Source organism: Pseudomonas sp. B16(2017), from assembly GCF_002113205.1.
Taxonomy (GTDB): domain Bacteria; phylum Pseudomonadota; class Gammaproteobacteria; order Pseudomonadales; family Pseudomonadaceae; genus Aquipseudomonas; species Aquipseudomonas pharyngis.
Genome location: NZ_NEKA01000010.1, coordinates 52448 through 68603, shown reverse-complemented (window position 1 = coordinate 68603; position 16156 = coordinate 52448). Strand labels below are relative to the sequence as shown.

General features: G+C 61.4%; 16 protein-coding genes. 9 read left to right on the top strand and 7 right to left on the bottom strand.

Annotated features, from left to right (window positions below):
• The first annotated feature begins 178 nt into the window (after positions 1-178).
• From CAG25_RS18275 to lnt, 4 genes are read left to right on the top strand one after another with little or no spacing between them, the layout of a single operon-like run.
• Positions 179-1183, top strand: a complete 1005-nt coding sequence (locus CAG25_RS18275; RefSeq protein ID WP_085612556.1) for a PhoH family protein — start codon at positions 179-181, stop codon at positions 1181-1183.
• Entirely contained in the window at positions 1176-1670 is a 495-nt protein-coding gene (gene ybeY, locus CAG25_RS18270; protein WP_085612555.1) for an rRNA maturation RNase YbeY, read from the top strand. The genes CAG25_RS18275 and ybeY overlap by 8 nt, the downstream gene beginning before the upstream one ends.
• A gap of 5 nt (positions 1671-1675) precedes the next feature.
• A complete protein-coding gene (locus CAG25_RS18265) occupies positions 1676-2515 on the top strand; it encodes an HlyC/CorC family transporter (protein WP_007909641.1) in 840 nt (279 codons plus the stop codon).
• A 14-nt stretch (positions 2516-2529) separates the two neighbouring features.
• Entirely contained in the window at positions 2530-4053 is a 1524-nt protein-coding gene (lnt, locus tag CAG25_RS18260; RefSeq protein ID WP_085612554.1) for an apolipoprotein N-acyltransferase, read from the top strand.
• Between the two features lie 35 nt (positions 4054-4088).
• Here lnt and CAG25_RS18255 read toward each other — a convergent pair whose 3' ends face one another.
• Both CAG25_RS18255 and CAG25_RS18250 read right to left on the bottom strand, forming a co-directional pair.
• Positions 4089-4868 (bottom strand): YdcF family protein, encoded by a 780-nt coding sequence (locus CAG25_RS18255; protein WP_085612553.1) that lies wholly within the window; start codon positions 4866-4868, stop codon positions 4089-4091.
• A 105-nt stretch (positions 4869-4973) separates the two neighbouring features.
• Positions 4974-5297 carry a hypothetical protein gene (locus CAG25_RS18250; protein WP_039771843.1) on the bottom strand — a complete coding sequence of 108 codons (324 nt, stop codon included), beginning with the start codon at positions 5295-5297 and terminating at the stop codon, positions 4974-4976.
• 254 nt (positions 5298-5551) lie between these two features.
• Between CAG25_RS18250 and leuS the strand changes: the two genes are divergently transcribed.
• The 5 genes from leuS to CAG25_RS18225 all read left to right on the top strand — a co-directional run bounded on the left by leuS (position 5552) and on the right by CAG25_RS18225 (position 11619).
• The gene (leuS, locus tag CAG25_RS18245) at positions 5552-8158 is read left to right on the top strand and encodes a leucine--tRNA ligase (RefSeq protein ID WP_064599659.1); all 2607 of its coding nucleotides are present in this window, start codon (positions 5552-5554) and stop codon (positions 8156-8158) included.
• 87 nt (positions 8159-8245) lie between these two features.
• A complete protein-coding gene (lptE, locus tag CAG25_RS18240; RefSeq protein ID WP_064599662.1) occupies positions 8246-8851 on the top strand; it encodes an LPS assembly lipoprotein LptE in 606 nt (201 codons plus the stop codon).
• Positions 8852-8890: 39 nt separating this feature from the next.
• On the top strand, positions 8891-9928 hold the full coding sequence (holA, locus tag CAG25_RS18235) for a DNA polymerase III subunit delta (RefSeq protein WP_039771848.1): 1038 nt from the start codon (positions 8891-8893) through the stop codon (positions 9926-9928).
• Positions 9929-10070: 142 nt separating this feature from the next.
• The gene (arfA, locus tag CAG25_RS18230; RefSeq protein ID WP_007958672.1) at positions 10071-10235 is read left to right on the top strand and encodes an alternative ribosome rescue factor ArfA; all 165 of its coding nucleotides are present in this window, start codon (positions 10071-10073) and stop codon (positions 10233-10235) included.
• Between the two features lie 61 nt (positions 10236-10296).
• Complete coding sequence (locus CAG25_RS18225; protein ID WP_085612552.1) at positions 10297-11619, top strand: lytic murein transglycosylase; 1323 nt, start codon at positions 10297-10299, stop codon at positions 11617-11619.
• Positions 11620-11668: 49 nt separating this feature from the next.
• Here the strand turns inward: CAG25_RS18225 and CAG25_RS18220 are convergent, their stop codons facing one another.
• From CAG25_RS18220 to CAG25_RS18200, 5 genes are all read right to left on the bottom strand, one after another.
• Positions 11669-12619 (bottom strand): LD-carboxypeptidase, encoded by a 951-nt coding sequence (locus tag CAG25_RS18220; RefSeq protein ID WP_085612551.1) that lies wholly within the window; start codon positions 12617-12619, stop codon positions 11669-11671.
• 174 nt (positions 12620-12793) lie between these two features.
• Positions 12794-13792: a lipoyl synthase gene (lipA, locus tag CAG25_RS18215; RefSeq protein WP_162130488.1), complete on the bottom strand. Its 999-nt coding sequence runs from the start codon at positions 13790-13792 to the stop codon at positions 12794-12796.
• Between the two features lie 25 nt (positions 13793-13817).
• Entirely contained in the window at positions 13818-14465 is a 648-nt protein-coding gene (gene lipB, locus CAG25_RS18210; RefSeq protein WP_039771855.1) for a lipoyl(octanoyl) transferase LipB, read from the bottom strand.
• Positions 14465-14740 (bottom strand): DUF493 domain-containing protein, encoded by a 276-nt coding sequence (locus CAG25_RS18205; RefSeq protein WP_008087908.1) that lies wholly within the window; start codon positions 14738-14740, stop codon positions 14465-14467. Before CAG25_RS18205 ends, lipB begins: the two co-directional genes overlap by 1 nt.
• An 84-nt stretch (positions 14741-14824) precedes the next feature.
• Positions 14825-15982, bottom strand: coding sequence for a D-alanyl-D-alanine carboxypeptidase family protein (locus CAG25_RS18200; protein ID WP_011336095.1), 1158 nt, complete (start codon positions 15980-15982; stop codon positions 14825-14827).
• Positions 15983-16156: the final 174 nt, after the last annotated feature.

Here is a 16156-nt window from a genome sequence, read left to right as displayed (position 1 = left end):
TTGCTCGCGAAGACGTCGTATCAGCCACTATTGACTGTGCTGACACACCGCTTTCGCGAGCAAGCCCGCTCCCACAGGAACTGTGATTGATCTTGCGCTATTTAAGAGCTTTCGCACCCACGCCACTGGCGTTATCCTTCAATTCATCCCAATTGCCCCAGGGCGGCTAAATACGACCTTGAACGCACCCATCGAACCACATCGTTTTATCCTCGAGCCCTTTGAGGCTCGCCGCTTCGCCAATCTGTGCGGGCAGTTCGACGAGCACCTGCGCCTGATCGAACAGCGCCTGGCCATCGAGATCCGCAACCGCGGCAATCAGTTCGAGCTGATCGGCGAACCCAAGCACACCACTTCCGCGGAAAACCTGATTCGCCGCCTGTACCGGGAAACCAAGGGTTCTGAGCTGTCGCCGGATACGGTTCACCTGTTCCTCCAGGAATCGGCCGTCGAGCAACTGGACAACCACGCCCCCGCCGAAGCCTCCGTCGCCCTGCGCACCAAGAAAGGCATGATTCGCCCACGCGGCTTGAATCAGCTGCGCTACGTGAAGGAAATCCTCGGCAACGACATCAACTTCGGCATCGGCCCCGCCGGTACCGGCAAGACCTATCTGGCCGTGGCCTGCGCCGTCGATGCCCTGGAGCGCGAGCAGATCCGGCGCATCCTGCTGGTGCGTCCGGCGGTCGAAGCGGGTGAAAAACTCGGCTTCCTGCCCGGCGACCTGTCGCAGAAGATCGACCCGTACCTGCGCCCGCTCTACGACGCGCTGTACGAGATGCTCGGCTTCGAATACGTGGCCAAGCTGATCGAGCGTCAGGTGATCGAAGTTGCGCCGCTGGCCTACATGCGCGGTCGCACGCTGAACAACAGCTTCATCATTCTCGATGAAAGCCAGAACACCACCGTCGAGCAGATGAAGATGTTCCTGACCCGGATCGGTTTCGGCTCCACAGCTGTGATCACCGGCGACATCACCCAGGTCGACCTGCCGCGTGGCACCAAATCCGGACTTCATCACGTCATCGAAGTCCTGAAAGATGTGCCGGGCATCAGCTTCACCCATTTCCAGCCCAAAGACGTGGTGCGCCACCCGTTGGTGCAACGCATCGTCGAAGCCTACGAGCGCTTCGAGACGCGTATCGCTGAAGAAGCGCCAAAGGACACTCGCCACGATGCTTGAGCTTGACCTGCAAATCGCGACCGAAGCGTCTGCGCCGACCGAAGCCGAATTCCGCCAATGGTGCGAACTGGCCTTGCGTCAGCGCACCGCCGACTCGGAAATGACCATTCGTCTGGTCGACGAGGAAGAAGGCCGCGAACTGAACCACACCTGGCGGCACAAGGATTACGCGACCAACGTCCTGTCCTTTCCCGCCGAAGTGCCCGACGAGTTTCTCGACATTCCATTGCTGGGCGATCTGGTGATCTGCGTGGCCGTGGTCGAGCGCGAAGCTGCCGTACAGGGCAAGGAATTAAAGGCCCATTGGGCACATCTGGTCATTCACGGCTGCTTGCATCTGCTTGGTTACGACCATATAGATGACGAGGAAGCCGAGGAAATGGAAGCACTGGAACGCGAGTTGCTTGCCGAATTGGGTTATCCCGATCCGTACGCGGACGACGAAACCGAAACATCCCCTACCGTTACAACAAAGGATTCAGAGTAATCGCTATGAGCGAAGATCGATCGAGCAACGGGCAAAAGTCATGGCTGGGTAAACTGACCCAGGCTTTTGCCCACGAGCCGAAGAACCGCCAGGAGCTGCTGGAGCTGCTGCGCGATGCACATCAGAACAAACTGCTGGACAGCGAAGCGCTGGCCATCGTCGAAGGCGCCATCCAGGTGGCTGACCTGCAGGTTCGCGACATCATGGTGCCGCGCTCGCAGATGATCAGCATCAAGGCGACCCAGACACCCCGCGAATTCCTCCCCGCCGTGGTCGACTCGGCCCACTCGCGCTACCCGGTCATTGGCGAAAGCCATGACGACGTGATGGGCGTGCTGCTGGCCAAGGATCTGCTGCCGCTGATCCTCAAGGAGAACGGCGACAGCTTCAATATCAAGGACCTGCTGCGCCCGGCCACGTTCGTGCCGGAGTCCAAGCGCCTGAACGTGTTGCTGCGCGAATTCCGCGCCAACCACAACCACATGGCCATCGTGATCGACGAATACGGTGGTGTGGCCGGTCTGGTGACCATCGAAGACGTGCTCGAGCAGATCGTCGGCGACATCGAAGACGAACACGACGTCGAAGAAGACAGCTACATCAAGCCGCTGCCCAGCGGTGATTTCCTGATCAAGGCCCTGACGCCGATCGAAAACTTCAACGAGTTCTTCGACAGCGAATTCTCCGACGACGAGTTCGACACCGTCGGCGGGCTGGTGATGAGCGCGTTCGGGCACTTGCCAAAACGCAACGAAATCACTGAAATCGGCGCCTATCGCTTCCGCATCCTGAACGCCGACAGCCGTCGGATTCACTTGCTGCGACTCACGCCAATCGCCCGGTAAATTTAAGGACTGAAATGCGCTGGACAACCCGCCCCGGCTGGCCCGGTAACCTGCTGGCCGTGGCGGCCGGTGCAATCACCACCTTCGCTCTGGCACCGTTCGATCTCTGGCCGCTGGCCCTGCTGGCGGTCGGCCTGTTCTACGCCGGCCTGCGCGAGCTGAGCCCGCGTCAGGCACTGGGTCGTGGCTGGTGCTTCGGTTTCGGCCTGTTCGGCGCCGGCACCAGCTGGATCTATTACAGCATCCACCACTTCGGCGGAGCTTCGGTGCTGCTGGCCGGTTTCCTGATGCTGATCTTCACGGCGGCCATTGCCTGGTTCTTCGCCCTGCCCGCCTGGCTCTGGGCGCGCTGGTTGCGGCGTAACGAAGCGCCGGTGGCCGACGCCCTTGCATTTGCGGCGCTATGGGTAGGCCAGGAAGCTTTCCGCGGCTGGTTCCTCACCGGTTTTCCGTGGCTGTATTCCGGTTACAGCCAGCTCGATGGCCCGTTGGCCGGACTCGCGCCGGTGGGCGGCATGTGGCTGGTGTCGTTCGTCCTCGCACTGACCGCTGCACTGATCTACAACGCACCGCGCCTGCTGCAAACCCGCCGCAAAGCGTTCATCGCTGCTGGGCTGGTATTGCTGATAGGACCATGGGCAGCGGGCATTGCACTCAAGGGTCATGCCTGGACCAGCCCGGCCGGCGCGCCGCTGACCGTTGCTGCGATTCAGGGCAACGTCGCACAAAGCATGAAATGGGACCCGGCCGAGCTCAATGCGCAACTGGCGCTGTACCGCGACCTTAGCTTCCGCTCCAAACCGGCCGACCTGTTGATCTGGCCTGAAACCGCTGTCCCGGTGCTCAAGGAGTCCGCCGAGGGCTACCTGACCATGATGGGCAACTTCGCCGCCGAGCGTAAATCGGCGCTGATCACCGGCGTGCCGATCCGCGAAATGGTCCGTCACGAAAAACGCTTCTTCAACGGCATCACCGTAGTCGGCGAAGGCGACGGCACTTATCTGAAGCAGAAACTGGTGCCGTTCGGCGAATACGTACCGTTGCAGGACATCCTGCGCGGGCTGATCGCGTTCTTCGACCTGCCGATGTCCGACTTCGCCCGCGGCCCTGCCGATCAGGCGCTGTTGCAAGCGAAGGGCTACCAGATCGCGCCGTTCATCTGCTACGAAGTGGTGTATCCGGAATTCGCCGCAGGCCTGGCGGCACGCAGCGATCTGCTGCTGACGATCAGCAACGACACCTGGTTCGGTACGTCAATCGGCCCGCTGCAACACCTGCAAATGGCGCAGATGCGCGCGCTTGAAGCAGGACGCTGGATGATTCGCGCGACCAACAACGGCGTGACCGGGCTGATCAACCCGTTCGGCCAGATCACCGAGCGAATTCCGCAGTTCGAGCAGGGCGTGCTCTACGGCGAAGTGGTGCCGATGCACAACCTGACGCCGTATTTGCAATGGCGCTCGTGGCCGCTGATCATCCTGTGTGTGGTGCTGTTCGGCTGGGCGCTGATGACCAACCGGATGTCCAAGACACTCTGAAAACCCGCTCACTCCCGCGTCCTGCGCGGGAGTGATCACTCGGCTCTGCCATTCCCTCGGTAGAACAGCGAATAGCCGATCTGCCCCACCGCCTCGTTCATCAACTGCCCGCTCTGCCAGATCGACTTGAACTCCGGCAGCCAGCCGCCGAACGGTCGCGCATTGTCCGTGCCGAGGAAACCGACCGGCGCCGGCACGACCTCGAACCCGGCCTGTTGATAACTCCACACCGCTCGCGGCATGTGCCAGGCCTGGGTGACCAGCACGATGCGTTTGACGCCTTCCGGCAACAGCATTTTGGCGCTGAATTCGGCGTTCTCCCACGTAGTGCGGCTCTCTCCCTCCTGCCAGCGCACGGTCACGCCGAAGTCATCGCGCAGCGAATCCGCCATCAGCTTCGCCTCGGTCGGCGGCGTACCGTAATGCAGGCCGCCGCTGGTCAGAATCGGCAGCCCGGACGCCTTGGCCAGTCGCGCCGCATAACGTTGGCGCTCCAGCCCGACACCGGTCGGTTGATCTTCACCCCAGGCCAGATCGCCGCGCTCGCGGCCGGAGCCCAGCACCACAATCGCATCGGCGCGCTGCGCCAGGCTTTTCCATGCTTCCCGGGCCAGCGGCGGCTCGCGCTCCAGAGCTTTGGCGCCCCATTGCACGACCACCGGCAGACTCATCAGCAAAAAGCCGCCAAAACCCAGGGCGAAACACAGCCCGGCCAGTCGCGGCCGCGAACGTCGCAACCACCAGGCGACGAGTAGCAGCAACAAGAGAAGGCCTGGCGGCAATAGAAGTTGTTTAATGAAATAACGAAAAGGCATCGAGCATCTCCAGAGATGCCCGAAGCCTAAGTGGGTTGATACAGCGCGACAACCAGTAGGGTCGGATCCCGTTGAAAAAGATCCGCTTTTTGACCTGCCATGCGTTTACTTGGCCTGCAGAGTCCGCACTTTGACGGCGTCTCTGCCGGGTGCCTTGTCCTTGAGCCAGATGACCTTGGCCGAATGGGCAGCATCGAGCTGTTTCACTGCTTGTGACAGGTATCCGTGGGTTTCACGCTCACTGCGATCCAGATAGGCCTTGACCAGTTTGAACTCGGCGGGACTCAAGCCACGCAATTCCAGCTCCAGGGGGCGCTCGTCGCGCAGCCTTCCAGCGGTTTTTGCCGCGTCCAGGGCCATCCCCAGACGATCGATCAACCGCTCGTACAACTCGGGTTTGGTAACGTTTTTTTGCTGTGACTCCACCATCCCTCACCTCATTGAAGATAAGACTCACTCCCCAGTTAGAGCTTAGCTTCGCTGCACAAACCGGCTGCGTGCCGCGACCAACGGCCCTCGCCGCGATTTCGGCCGGTCAAACGGCTGCAATCAGGGTTTCCCTAGGCCAAGCGCGGTCATGTATGCTACGGCGCTTCCTGTAACTCCACTTCCAGCTCGTCCGACATGCCCGGGACGTCGCATTGAAGAGGATTAGGCCACCCCTATCCAGTACAAAAGTAGCCATGCACGAACAATATCAGCCCCGTGAAATCGAAGCCGCCGCCCAATCGTTCTGGGACGAGCAAAAGTCCTTTGAAGTCAGTGAACAGCCAGGCAAGGAAACCTACTACTGCCTGTCGATGTTCCCTTACCCCAGCGGCAAGCTACACATGGGGCACGTGCGCAACTACACCATCGGCGACGTGATCTCCCGCTACCAGCGCATGCTCGGCAAGAACGTTCTGCAACCGATGGGTTGGGACGCCTTCGGCATGCCGGCGGAAAACGCCGCGATGAAGAACAACGTGGCCCCGGCCAAGTGGACCTACGAAAACATCGCCTACATGAAATCCCAGCTGCGCAGCCTGGGCCTGGCGGTCGACTGGTCGCGGGAAGTCACCACCTGCAAGCCGGATTACTACCGCTGGGAACAATGGCTGTTCACTCGCCTGTTCGAAAAAGGCGTGATCTACCGCAAGAATGGCACCGTGAACTGGGACCCGATCGACCAGACCGTTCTGGCCAACGAACAGGTGATCGACGGTCGCGGCTGGCGTTCCGGCGCGCTGATCGAAAAGCGCGAAATCCCGATGTACTACTTCAAGATCACCGCCTACGCGGATGAGCTGCTGGAGAGCCTCGACGAACTGACCGGCTGGCCTGAGCAGGTCAAGACCATGCAGCGCAACTGGATCGGCAAGTCGCGCGGGATGGAAGTGCAGTTCCCGTACAACGTCGACTCGATCGGCGAAACCGGCACCCTGAAAGTCTTCACCACCCGTCCGGACACCCTGATGGGCGCAACTTATGTTGCCGTGGCCGCCGAGCACCACCTGGCCGCTCTCGCCGCGAAGAACAACCCTGAGCTGCAAGCGTTCATCGCCGAATGCAAGGGCGGCAGCGTCGCCGAAGCCGACGTCGCCACTCAAGAGAAGAAAGGCCTGCCGACCGGCCTGTTCGTCGAGCACCCGCTGACCGGCGAAAAACTGCCGGTGTGGGTCGCCAACTATGTACTGATGCACTACGGCGACGGCGCGGTCATGGCTGTGCCGGCGCACGACGAGCGCGATTTCGAATTCGCCCACAAGTACAACCTGCCGGTCAAATCCGTGGTGCGCACCAGCTCCGGTGAAACCAACCCGGCGCCATGGCAAGACGCCTACGGCGAGCACGGCACGCTGATCAACTCCGGCGAATTCGACGGTCTGGACTTCGCTGGCGCGTTCGACGCCATGGAAGTCGCCCTGATCAAGAAAAACCTCGGCGCCTCGCGCACCCAGTTCCGCCTGCGCGACTGGGGCATCAGCCGTCAGCGCTACTGGGGCTGCCCGATCCCGATCATCCACTGCGATGCCTGCGGCGACGTGCCGGTGCCGGAAGATCAACTGCCGGTCGTCCTGCCGGAAGACGTGGTGCCGGACGGCGCCGGTTCGCCGCTGGCACGCATGCCCGAGTTCTACGAGTGCACCTGCCCGAAATGCGGTCAGCCTGCCAAGCGTGAAACCGACACCATGGACACCTTCGTCGAGTCGTCCTGGTACTACGCCCGTTACGCCTCGCCGCACTTCGAAGGCGGTCTGGTGGAAAAATCCGCGGCCGACCACTGGCTGCCGGTGGATCAGTACATCGGCGGCATTGAACACGCCATTCTTCACCTGCTGTACGCGCGTTTCTTCCACAAGCTGATGCGCGACGAAGGCCTGGTGAGCTCCAACGAGCCGTTCAAGAACCTGCTGACTCAAGGCATGGTGATTGCCGAGACTTACTATCGCCGCGAAGCCAACGGCGCCTACACCTGGTTCAACCCGGCGGACGTCGATCTCGAACGCGACGGCAAGGGCAACGTCACCAGCGCCAGACTGAAAACCGACGGTCTGCCGGTGGAAATCGGCGGCACCGAGAAAATGGCCAAGTCGAAGAACAACGGCGTCGACCCTCAATCGATGATCGACCAGTTCGGCGCGGACACCTGCCGCCTGTTCATGATGTTCGCCTCGCCGCCCGACATGAGCGCCGCGTGGTCCGACTCCGGCGTTGAAGGTTCGCACCGCTTCCTCAAGCGCGTCTGGCGTCTGGCTCAGGCCCACGTCACTCAGGGCCTGCCGGGCAAACTGGACATCGCCGGCCTGAACGACGAGCAGAAAGCCGTTCGTCGCGCGATCCACCAGGCGATCAAGCAGGCCAGCCATGACGTCGGCCAAAATCACAAATTCAACACCGCCATCGCCCAGGTGATGACGCTGATGAACGTACTGGAAAAAGCAGCACAATCCACCGAACAGGATCGCGCACTGGTTCAGGAAGGTCTGGAAGCCGTTACGCTGTTGCTGGCTCCGATCACCCCGCACATTTGCCACGAACTGTGGAATCAACTGGGCCACGCCGACCCTGTGATCGACGCCGGCTGGCCAGTGGTGGATGAAAGCGCACTCGTTCAGGACAGCCTGACCCTGGTGATCCAGGTCAACGGCAAGCTGCGTGGCCAGATCGAAATGCCGGCCGCCGCTACCCGTGAAGAAGTCGAAGCGGCAGCCCGTGCCAACGAGAACGTACTGCGTTTCGTTGACGGCCTGACGATTCGCAAAGTGATCGTAGTGCCCGGGAAACTGGTCAATATCGTCGCCAGCTAATTGGATCGGGCGTCAGGTGTGCCTGACGCCCAGTAAAACCTTTCGGGCCACAGAGTCGGCCCACATGGTTTCAAGGGGAGCAACACAATGATCAAACGCAATCTGCTGGTGATGGGCCTCGCCGTCCTGTTGAGCGCCTGCGGTTTCCAGCTGCGTGGTACCGGCACCAACGAACTTTCGATCAAGGAGCTCGATCTGAGCGCCCGCAACGCCTACGGCGAAACCGTGACGCAACTGCGTCAGGTGCTGGAGGCCAGCGGCGTCAAGGTCGTTTCCGGTGCGCCGTACAAGCTTTACCTGTCCGATGAGCAGGAAAGCCAGCGCATCCTCAGCTACGCGGGCGCCGGTCGTACTGGCGAATATCAGGTGAGCACCGTGCTGACCTACGATATCCGCGGCGAAAAGGACCTGTTGCTCAAGAGCGACAAGCTTGAAGTGCAGAAAGTGTTCATCCACGACGGCAACAACCTCGTGGGTTCCGACCAGGAAGCCAACGATGCCCGACGTGAAACACAACGCGAGCTGGTACAGCGCATGATGCTGCGTCTGCAACAGCTGACACCGGCACAGCTTGACGCTCTGCAGCAAACCGCCAACGCACGGGCCAAGGCAGAAGCCGACGCCCTCGAAGCGGCACAGAAGGCTGAAGCGGAAACCCCGCGCCAGTCGCCGCTCGAACTGCCGCAGCAGTAAGACGTTCGGGGCGCTCAGGCGCCCCGTTCGCCCTCTCTTATGAAGCTCGCTCCCGCCCAACTCGGCAAACACCTGCAAGGCGCTCTTGCGCCGGTCTACATCATCAGCGGCGATGACCCGCTGCTGTGTCAGGAAGCCGCCGACGCCATTCGCTCCGCTGCCCGCCAGCAAGGGTTCGACGAACGTCAGGTGTTTGCCGCCGACGCCAATTTCGATTGGGGTACGTTGCTGCAGGCCGGCGCCAGCATGTCGCTGTTCGCTGAAAAACGCCTGCTGGAACTGCGCCTGCCTTCGGGCAAGCCCGGTGACAAGGGCGCCGCCGCACTGATCGAATATTGCTCGCGCCCGGCTGAAGACACGGTGCTGCTGATCAGCCTGCCGAAGCTCGACGGCAGCGCGCAGAAGACCAAATGGGGCAAGGCGCTGGTCGAGGGTCAGCAGACCCAGTTCGTGCAGATCTGGCCGGTGGATGCCAACCAGTTGCCTAGCTGGATTCGTCAGCGCCTGTCCCAGGCCGGCTTGTCGGCCAGTCAGGACGCGGTCGAACTGATTGCCGCGCGGGTCGAAGGCAACCTGCTGGCCGCTGCGCAAGAGATCGAAAAGCTCAAGTTGATGGCCGAGGGCGGACAGATCACCATCGAAACCGTACAGGCGGCCGTGGCCGACAGTGCGCGTTTCGACGTGTTCGGCCTGACCGATGCAGTGCTCAACGGCGAACCGGCCCACGCCCTGCGCATGCTCGAAGGGCTGCGCGGTGAAGGGGTCGAGCCGCCGGTGATCCTCTGGGCCCTGGCTCGAGAGTTACGGCTGCTGGCCAACATCTCGTTGCAATACAGCCAGGGCACACCGCTGGACAAATGCTTCAGTCAGGCCAAACCGCCGGTCTGGGACAAGCGCAAACCGCTGATGAGCAAGGCCCTGCAACGCTACTCGGCGCAACGCTGGGCACAGTTGCTGCTCGAAGCCCAGCGCATCGATGCACAAATCAAGGGCCAGGCGGCCGGCTCGCCGTGGATGAGCCTGAGCCGGTTGGCGCTGCTGATGGCCGGTCAGCGTCTGACATTGCCTGCCGAATGAATTCCGGGATCGCGCGCTGCGATCCCGTTTTTTTTACCGAGTCCATTTCCTACAGAACATCCCGCCGTCGGTCCTATAGACAGACGCTCTAGATCGGCAGATTATCTGCCGCGCAAAACCTCACTCAATCGAGAGAATCATCATGAGCAAAAAGCCATCGAAACATGGCCACAACAAGGCCAAATCCATCGTCGCCCAACCCCTGTTCCGCAGCCGTCAGGAACGACCAACCAAGGGTAAAGGCAGCTACCGCCGCGAAGCCTTCCAGTCTGACAGCTGGGAGGCTTCTTACTTTCTGGCCGCTTGAAGCGCAGCACCCCTTCCTCATGTTAAGGTCTGCACCTGATTCGTATTCCCTGGACCCGTGCATGCCCCTCAGTCTTTCCCGTCGTTGGCCCTTTCGCCAACTGATCGCTGCCTCCAGCTTCGTATTGCTCGTCGCCTGCGCGGAAAAACCCACCGCCGCTGACGCTCAACCGCTTCAGACCGTCCCCGTTGCCACAGCCCCAGCGGTCATCCCGCCGGTAGTGCCGTCCGGTGACAACCTCGACCTGCAACCGACCCAGACCTTTGCCGAATGGCAGGCAGGTTTCCGCAAGGAAGCCCTGGCCGCCGGCATTCGTGCCGACCTGTTCGACCGTGCCTTCGCCAATGTCAGCTTCGATGCCAGCGTGATACGCGCCGACCGCAGCCAGCCGGAATTCGCCCGGCCGGTCTGGGAATACCTGGATGGAGCACTGTCGCCGTTGCGCGTGCGCAAAGGCCAGGCACTGATCAGCCAGTACGCCGACATTCTGCAGAGCATCGAGCAGCGTTATGGCGTTGACCGTCAGGCGTTGGTCTCGGTGTGGGGCATGGAAAGCAACTTCGGCCAGTTCCAAGGCAGCAAGTCGGTGATCAACTCGCTGGCGACCCTAGCCTATGAAGGTCGCCGTCCGGGCTTTGCCCATGCGCAGCTGATTGCGGCGCTGCAGATCCTGCAACAGGGCGACATCACGCCGGAGAAGATGCTTGGCTCGTGGGCCGGCGCCATGGGGCAGACCCAGTTCATTCCGACCACCTACAACACCCATGCTGTGGACTTTGACGGCGATGGCCGCCGCGACATCTGGGGCAGCCCGGCTGACGCCCTGGCCTCCACCGCGCATTACCTGCAAAGCTCCGGCTGGCAGCGTGGCCAGCCGTGGGGCTTCGAAGTGCAACTGCCGAGCGGTTTCAACTACACCCTGGCCGACGGCGCGATTCGTAAAAGCGTCGCTGAATGGCGGCAACTGGGCGTGATCCTGCCCAACGGCGGCCAGGCACCGGCCGGTTCCGAGCAATTGTCGGCTGCCCTGCTGCTGCCGGCCGGCTATCGTGGCCCGGCGTTCCTGATCCTCGATAACTTCCGGGCGATCCTCAAGTACAACAATTCGTCGTCCTACGCACTGGCCGTCAGCCTGTTGTCCGAGCGCTTCAACGGCGCCGGCCTGATCAATGGCACCTGGCCAAAAGACGACCTGCCGTTGAGCCGCACCGAGCGGATCGAACTGCAAAACCTGCTGACCGCGCGCAACTACGACGCAGGCACCGCCGACGGGATCATCGGTGCCAATACGCGCAAGGCGATTCGCGCTGCGCAGCAGTCATTTGGCTGGCCGGCGGATGGTTATCCGACGCACAAGCTGCTGGAAAGCCTGCGTAACCAGTAAAAAGCATCGCGGGCTTGCCCGCGATGACTGACTATCAGGCGATCAGTCTCTACGCCTTGATCACCACATCCTGTTCCAGCATCAACTCCTTCTTGCCCGCATCCAGTCGAACCAACGCCCCCAGCGGCAACGTCAGGTTCGGATCGCAGTGCCCGCTGCGCCAGCCGGACAGCACCGGAATCCGCAGGGGTTCAAAGGTCTGTTTGAGCAAGCGGTTCAAGGCCTCGACATCCACGCCCGCCACGTCCCCGACCAGCACCCCACGCAATCGGGCCAATTTGCCCGCCAGACGCATCTGGGTCAGCAAGCGGTCGATCCGGTACAGCGGCTCGTTGATGTCCTCGATCAGCAGAATCACCCCTTCAACGTCGATTTCGTAGGGCGTGCCCAGGGTCGCTGCGATCATCGCCAGATTGCCACCCTGCAAACGTCCGTGGGCAATGCCGGGCTCCACGGTGGTCAATGGATAAGCCGCCGGATGACTCAGCACACTGCCGGCCTTCAACTGACCGCGCAGCATGGCGAAGAACGACGTCACCGTCGGCGGCTCCTTGTCACCCAGCAGATCGGCATTCAACAACGGCCCGTGAAAGGTCACGAACCCGGCGTAGCGACTGATGGCCAGATGCAGTGCGGTGATGTCGCTGTAACCGACGAAGGGCTTGGCATGGCGGCTCAGCAGGTCGTAATCGATCCGATCCAGCAACCTTGGCGTGCCGTAACCACCGCGCAGGCAAATGATCGCATCGACCTCTTCGTCAGCGAACGCCGCGTGCAGATCGTTGAGCCGCACCTCGTCGCTGCCGGCCAGATAACCGTCCTTTTCATAGACGCCCGGGAACACCCGTAAACCGTAACCCCGGGCGCGCATCCACTGAACGGCCTTTTCGGTATCCAGCGTGCCGGGGCCGGCGGGCGCAATGACGCCGATCAGCCCTTCCGACGGCAGTGCGGGCACAGGCTTGTGCGGAAAAAGGGTGTGGGTCGGTCGAACGGTCATCCATGGATCTCCCTGTGTGAAGTCATGCTCACACAGTAGTCAGGAACGGCGACAAACAGAAGAGTCTCAGCTGCGCCGCAGATTGCAGGAGAAGTCAGTAACGAGTGTAGGCCGGGCAAAAAAATGCCCGCCGGGCGATAAACCCCGGCGGGCATTCTTTCATTCAGCGCTGAATCAGGAGCCGAGCAGCTCGGCCTTGACCAGTTTCGCTTGCTCGTCGGCGTGGTACGAAGAACGCACCAACGGGCCGGACGCGACGTTCTTGAAGCCCATCTTGTAACCTTCCTCGGCGAACCAGGCGAAGGTGTCCGGGTGCACGAAACGCTGCACCGGCAAGTGGCTGCGGGACGGTTGCAGATACTGGCCCAGGGTCAGCATGTCGATGTCGTGTTCGCGCATGCGCTTCATGACTTCGATGACTTCGTCGTCGGTCTCGCCCAAGCCGAGCATCAGGCCGGATTTGGTCGGGATGTGCGGCATCATCTGCTTGAAGCGTTGCAGCAGGGTCAGCGACCACTGGTAGTCCGAACCCGGACGCGCAGCCTTGTACAGGCGCGGTACGGTTTCCAGGTTGTGGTTGAACACATCCGGCGGCTCGGCCGCGGTGATTTCCAGGGCAATGTCCATGCGGCCACGGTAGTCCGGGACCAGTGTCTCGAGCTGCACGTTCGGCGACAGTTTGCGGATTTCGCGGATGCAGTCGGCAAAGTGCTGGGCACCGCCGTCACGCAGGTCGTCGCGGTCAACCGAGGTGATCACCACGTACTTGAGTTTCAGGTCGGCGATGGCGATGGCCAGGCTTTCCGGCTCGTTGACGTCCAGTGGTTTCGGACGACCGTGGCCAACGTCGCAGAACGGGCAGCGACGGGTGCAGATGTCACCCATGATCATGAAGGTCGCGGTGCCGCCGGAGAAGCACTCGCCCAGGTTCGGGCAGGATGCTTCTTCGCAGACGCTGTGCAGCTTGTGCTTGCGCAGCAGGCTCTTGATGCGGTCGACTTCCGGCGAAACCGGGATGCGCACGCGGATCCAGTCGGGTTTCTTCGGCAGTTCGGTGGTCGGAATGATCTTCACCGGGATGCGTGCAACCTTCTCGGCGCCGCGCAGCTTGACGCCGGCTTCAACCTTGGGACGCGGGGCCGGGCGCTCGGTCACGTCGAGCGTCGGGATCATGGTTTGCACTGCATCAGTAGTCATATCAGTCGATTCCGCCCGTCAGGGTCGTCTGCTCAGCATAGTCGAGGTGTTTGACGAGCTGCGCGCGCAGCCGGGCACTTACCTCGGCAAATTCAATCGATCCTGCGTGCTCGCTCAGCTGGGTCATCGCCAGCCCGGCATAGCCGCAGGGATTAATCCGTCGAAACGGTTCCAGGTTCATGTCCACGTTCAGGGCCAGGCCATGAAAGGAGCAACCGTGGCGAATCCGCAAACCCAGAGAAGCGATCTTCGCTCCGTCGACGTAGACGCCGGGAGCATCCGGCTTGGCCACGGCGGTCACGCCGTAGCTGGCCAGCAGTTCGATCAGGCAGCGCTCCATGCGGCTGACCAGATCGCGCACGCCGAAACCGAGTCGGCGCACATCCAGCAGCAGATAGGCCACCAACTGGCCTGGGCCATGGTAGGTCACCTGACCGCCGCGGTCGACCTGCACCACCGGAATATCCCCCGGCAGCAACAGGTGCTCGGCCTTGCCGGCCTGGCCCTGGGTGAACACCGGCGGGTGTTCCACCAGCCAGATTTCGTCCGGGGCCGTGGTGCCACGCTCGTTGGTAAAACGTTGCATGGCCTGCCAGACCGGCTCGTAAGCCATCTGGCCAAGCTCGCGAAAGCCCAGCGTGCCCGGCATCACAGCACCATGTGCACGAAACCGGTAGCCCGCAGTTCGCTGTTGATGTTGTACAGCTGATCCTGATCGGTCGCGACGATGTGCAACTGAATGGTGGTGTATTTGCCGTTGCTGCTCGAACGCTCGTCGACACGCTCATCGTTGATCTTCGCGAATTTCTTCACGATTTCGATGATCTTGTCTTTGTGGCCAACCCCCGTATCGCTGATCACCTTAACCGGATAATCAACCTGGGGAAATTCGATCTTTGGCGCCTTTACTTCGGTATCGGTCATGGCGTAACGGCCTCGTAAGCGTAAGCCCGGTAACGAACAAGGCCCCGCTCCGGATCGGAACGGGGCCATGCAGGTCAACTCAAATCAGTTGAACAAGCCGTAGAAGAATAGACGGATGCTATCCCACATGCGGCGGAAGATACCACCCTCCTCGACAGCGTCCAGGGCGATCAGGTCGGCGCTGTGCACCACCTTGTCGTCCAGTTTCACTTCGACTTTACCGATCACGTCGCCCTTGGCGATTGGCGCGGTCAGTTGCGGGTTCATGGTCATGCTGGCAGCGAGCTTCTTCAGCTGGCCTTTCGGCAGGGTCATGGTCAGGTCTTGTGCCAGGCCGGCCTTGACCTGGCTGGTAGTGCCTTTCCACACCGGGGCCTGAGCCAGTTCGGTGCCCTTCTGGTAGAAGGTCTGGGTTTCGAAGAAGCGGAAACCGTAGGTCAGCAGCTTCTGGGTCTCGGCGGCGCGAGCCACTTCGCTGTTGGTGCCGAACACCACGGCGATCAGGCGCATGCCATCACGTACGGCCGAGGACACCATGCAGTAGCCGGCTTCGTCGGTGTGGCCGGTTTTCAGACCGTCAACGGTCTTGTCGCGCCACAGCAGCAGGTTGCGGTTAGGCTGTTTGATGCCGTTCCAGAAGAACTCTTTCTGCGAGTAGATCGCGTAGTGAGCCGGATCTTCGTGGATGATCGCGCGCGCCAGGATCGCCATGTCGTGAGCCGACGAGTAGTGCTCGGGGTTCGGCAGACCGGTCGGGTTCATGAAGTGGGTATTGGTCATGCCCAGATCGGCGACGGTCTTGTTCATCAAGTCGGCGAAGGCGTCTTCGCTACCCGCGATGTGTTCAGCCACCGCGACGCTGGCGTCGTTGCCGGACTGGATGATGATGCCGTGCAGCAGGTCGCTGACAGTGACCTGCGAGCCGACCTTGATGAACATCCGCGAACCGCCGGTGCGCCAGGCGTTTTCGCTGACGGTCACCGGGTCGTTTTCACCGATCTGGCCGCGACGGATTTCCAGCGTGGCGATGTACGCGGTCATCAGTTTGGTCAAGCTGGCCGGCGGCAGACGCTGGTCACCGTTGTTCTCCACCAGCACGTTGCCGCTGTTGGCATCCATGAGCACGTAGGATTTGGCGGCCAGTTGTGGTGGCGACGGCATCATCTCGGCCGCGAACGCGGCAGGCGAGAGGAGCAGCGGGACTAGCAGACACAGGCGTTTGGCAAAGGTGGTGATGTTCATCCGTCTCTCGAAATCGCTAATGGAAACTGTCCTGGCGGACAAAATTTAATCAGATGTCTTTCAGGCTTTGCCCGAAACCTGCCTGCGCGACGATCATGCTGCGTTAAAAACAGATTCGGAATGCTCATGTAGGTCCCCTACACTCCGCTTCCTCACCTGTTTTTGCCTTGCCTG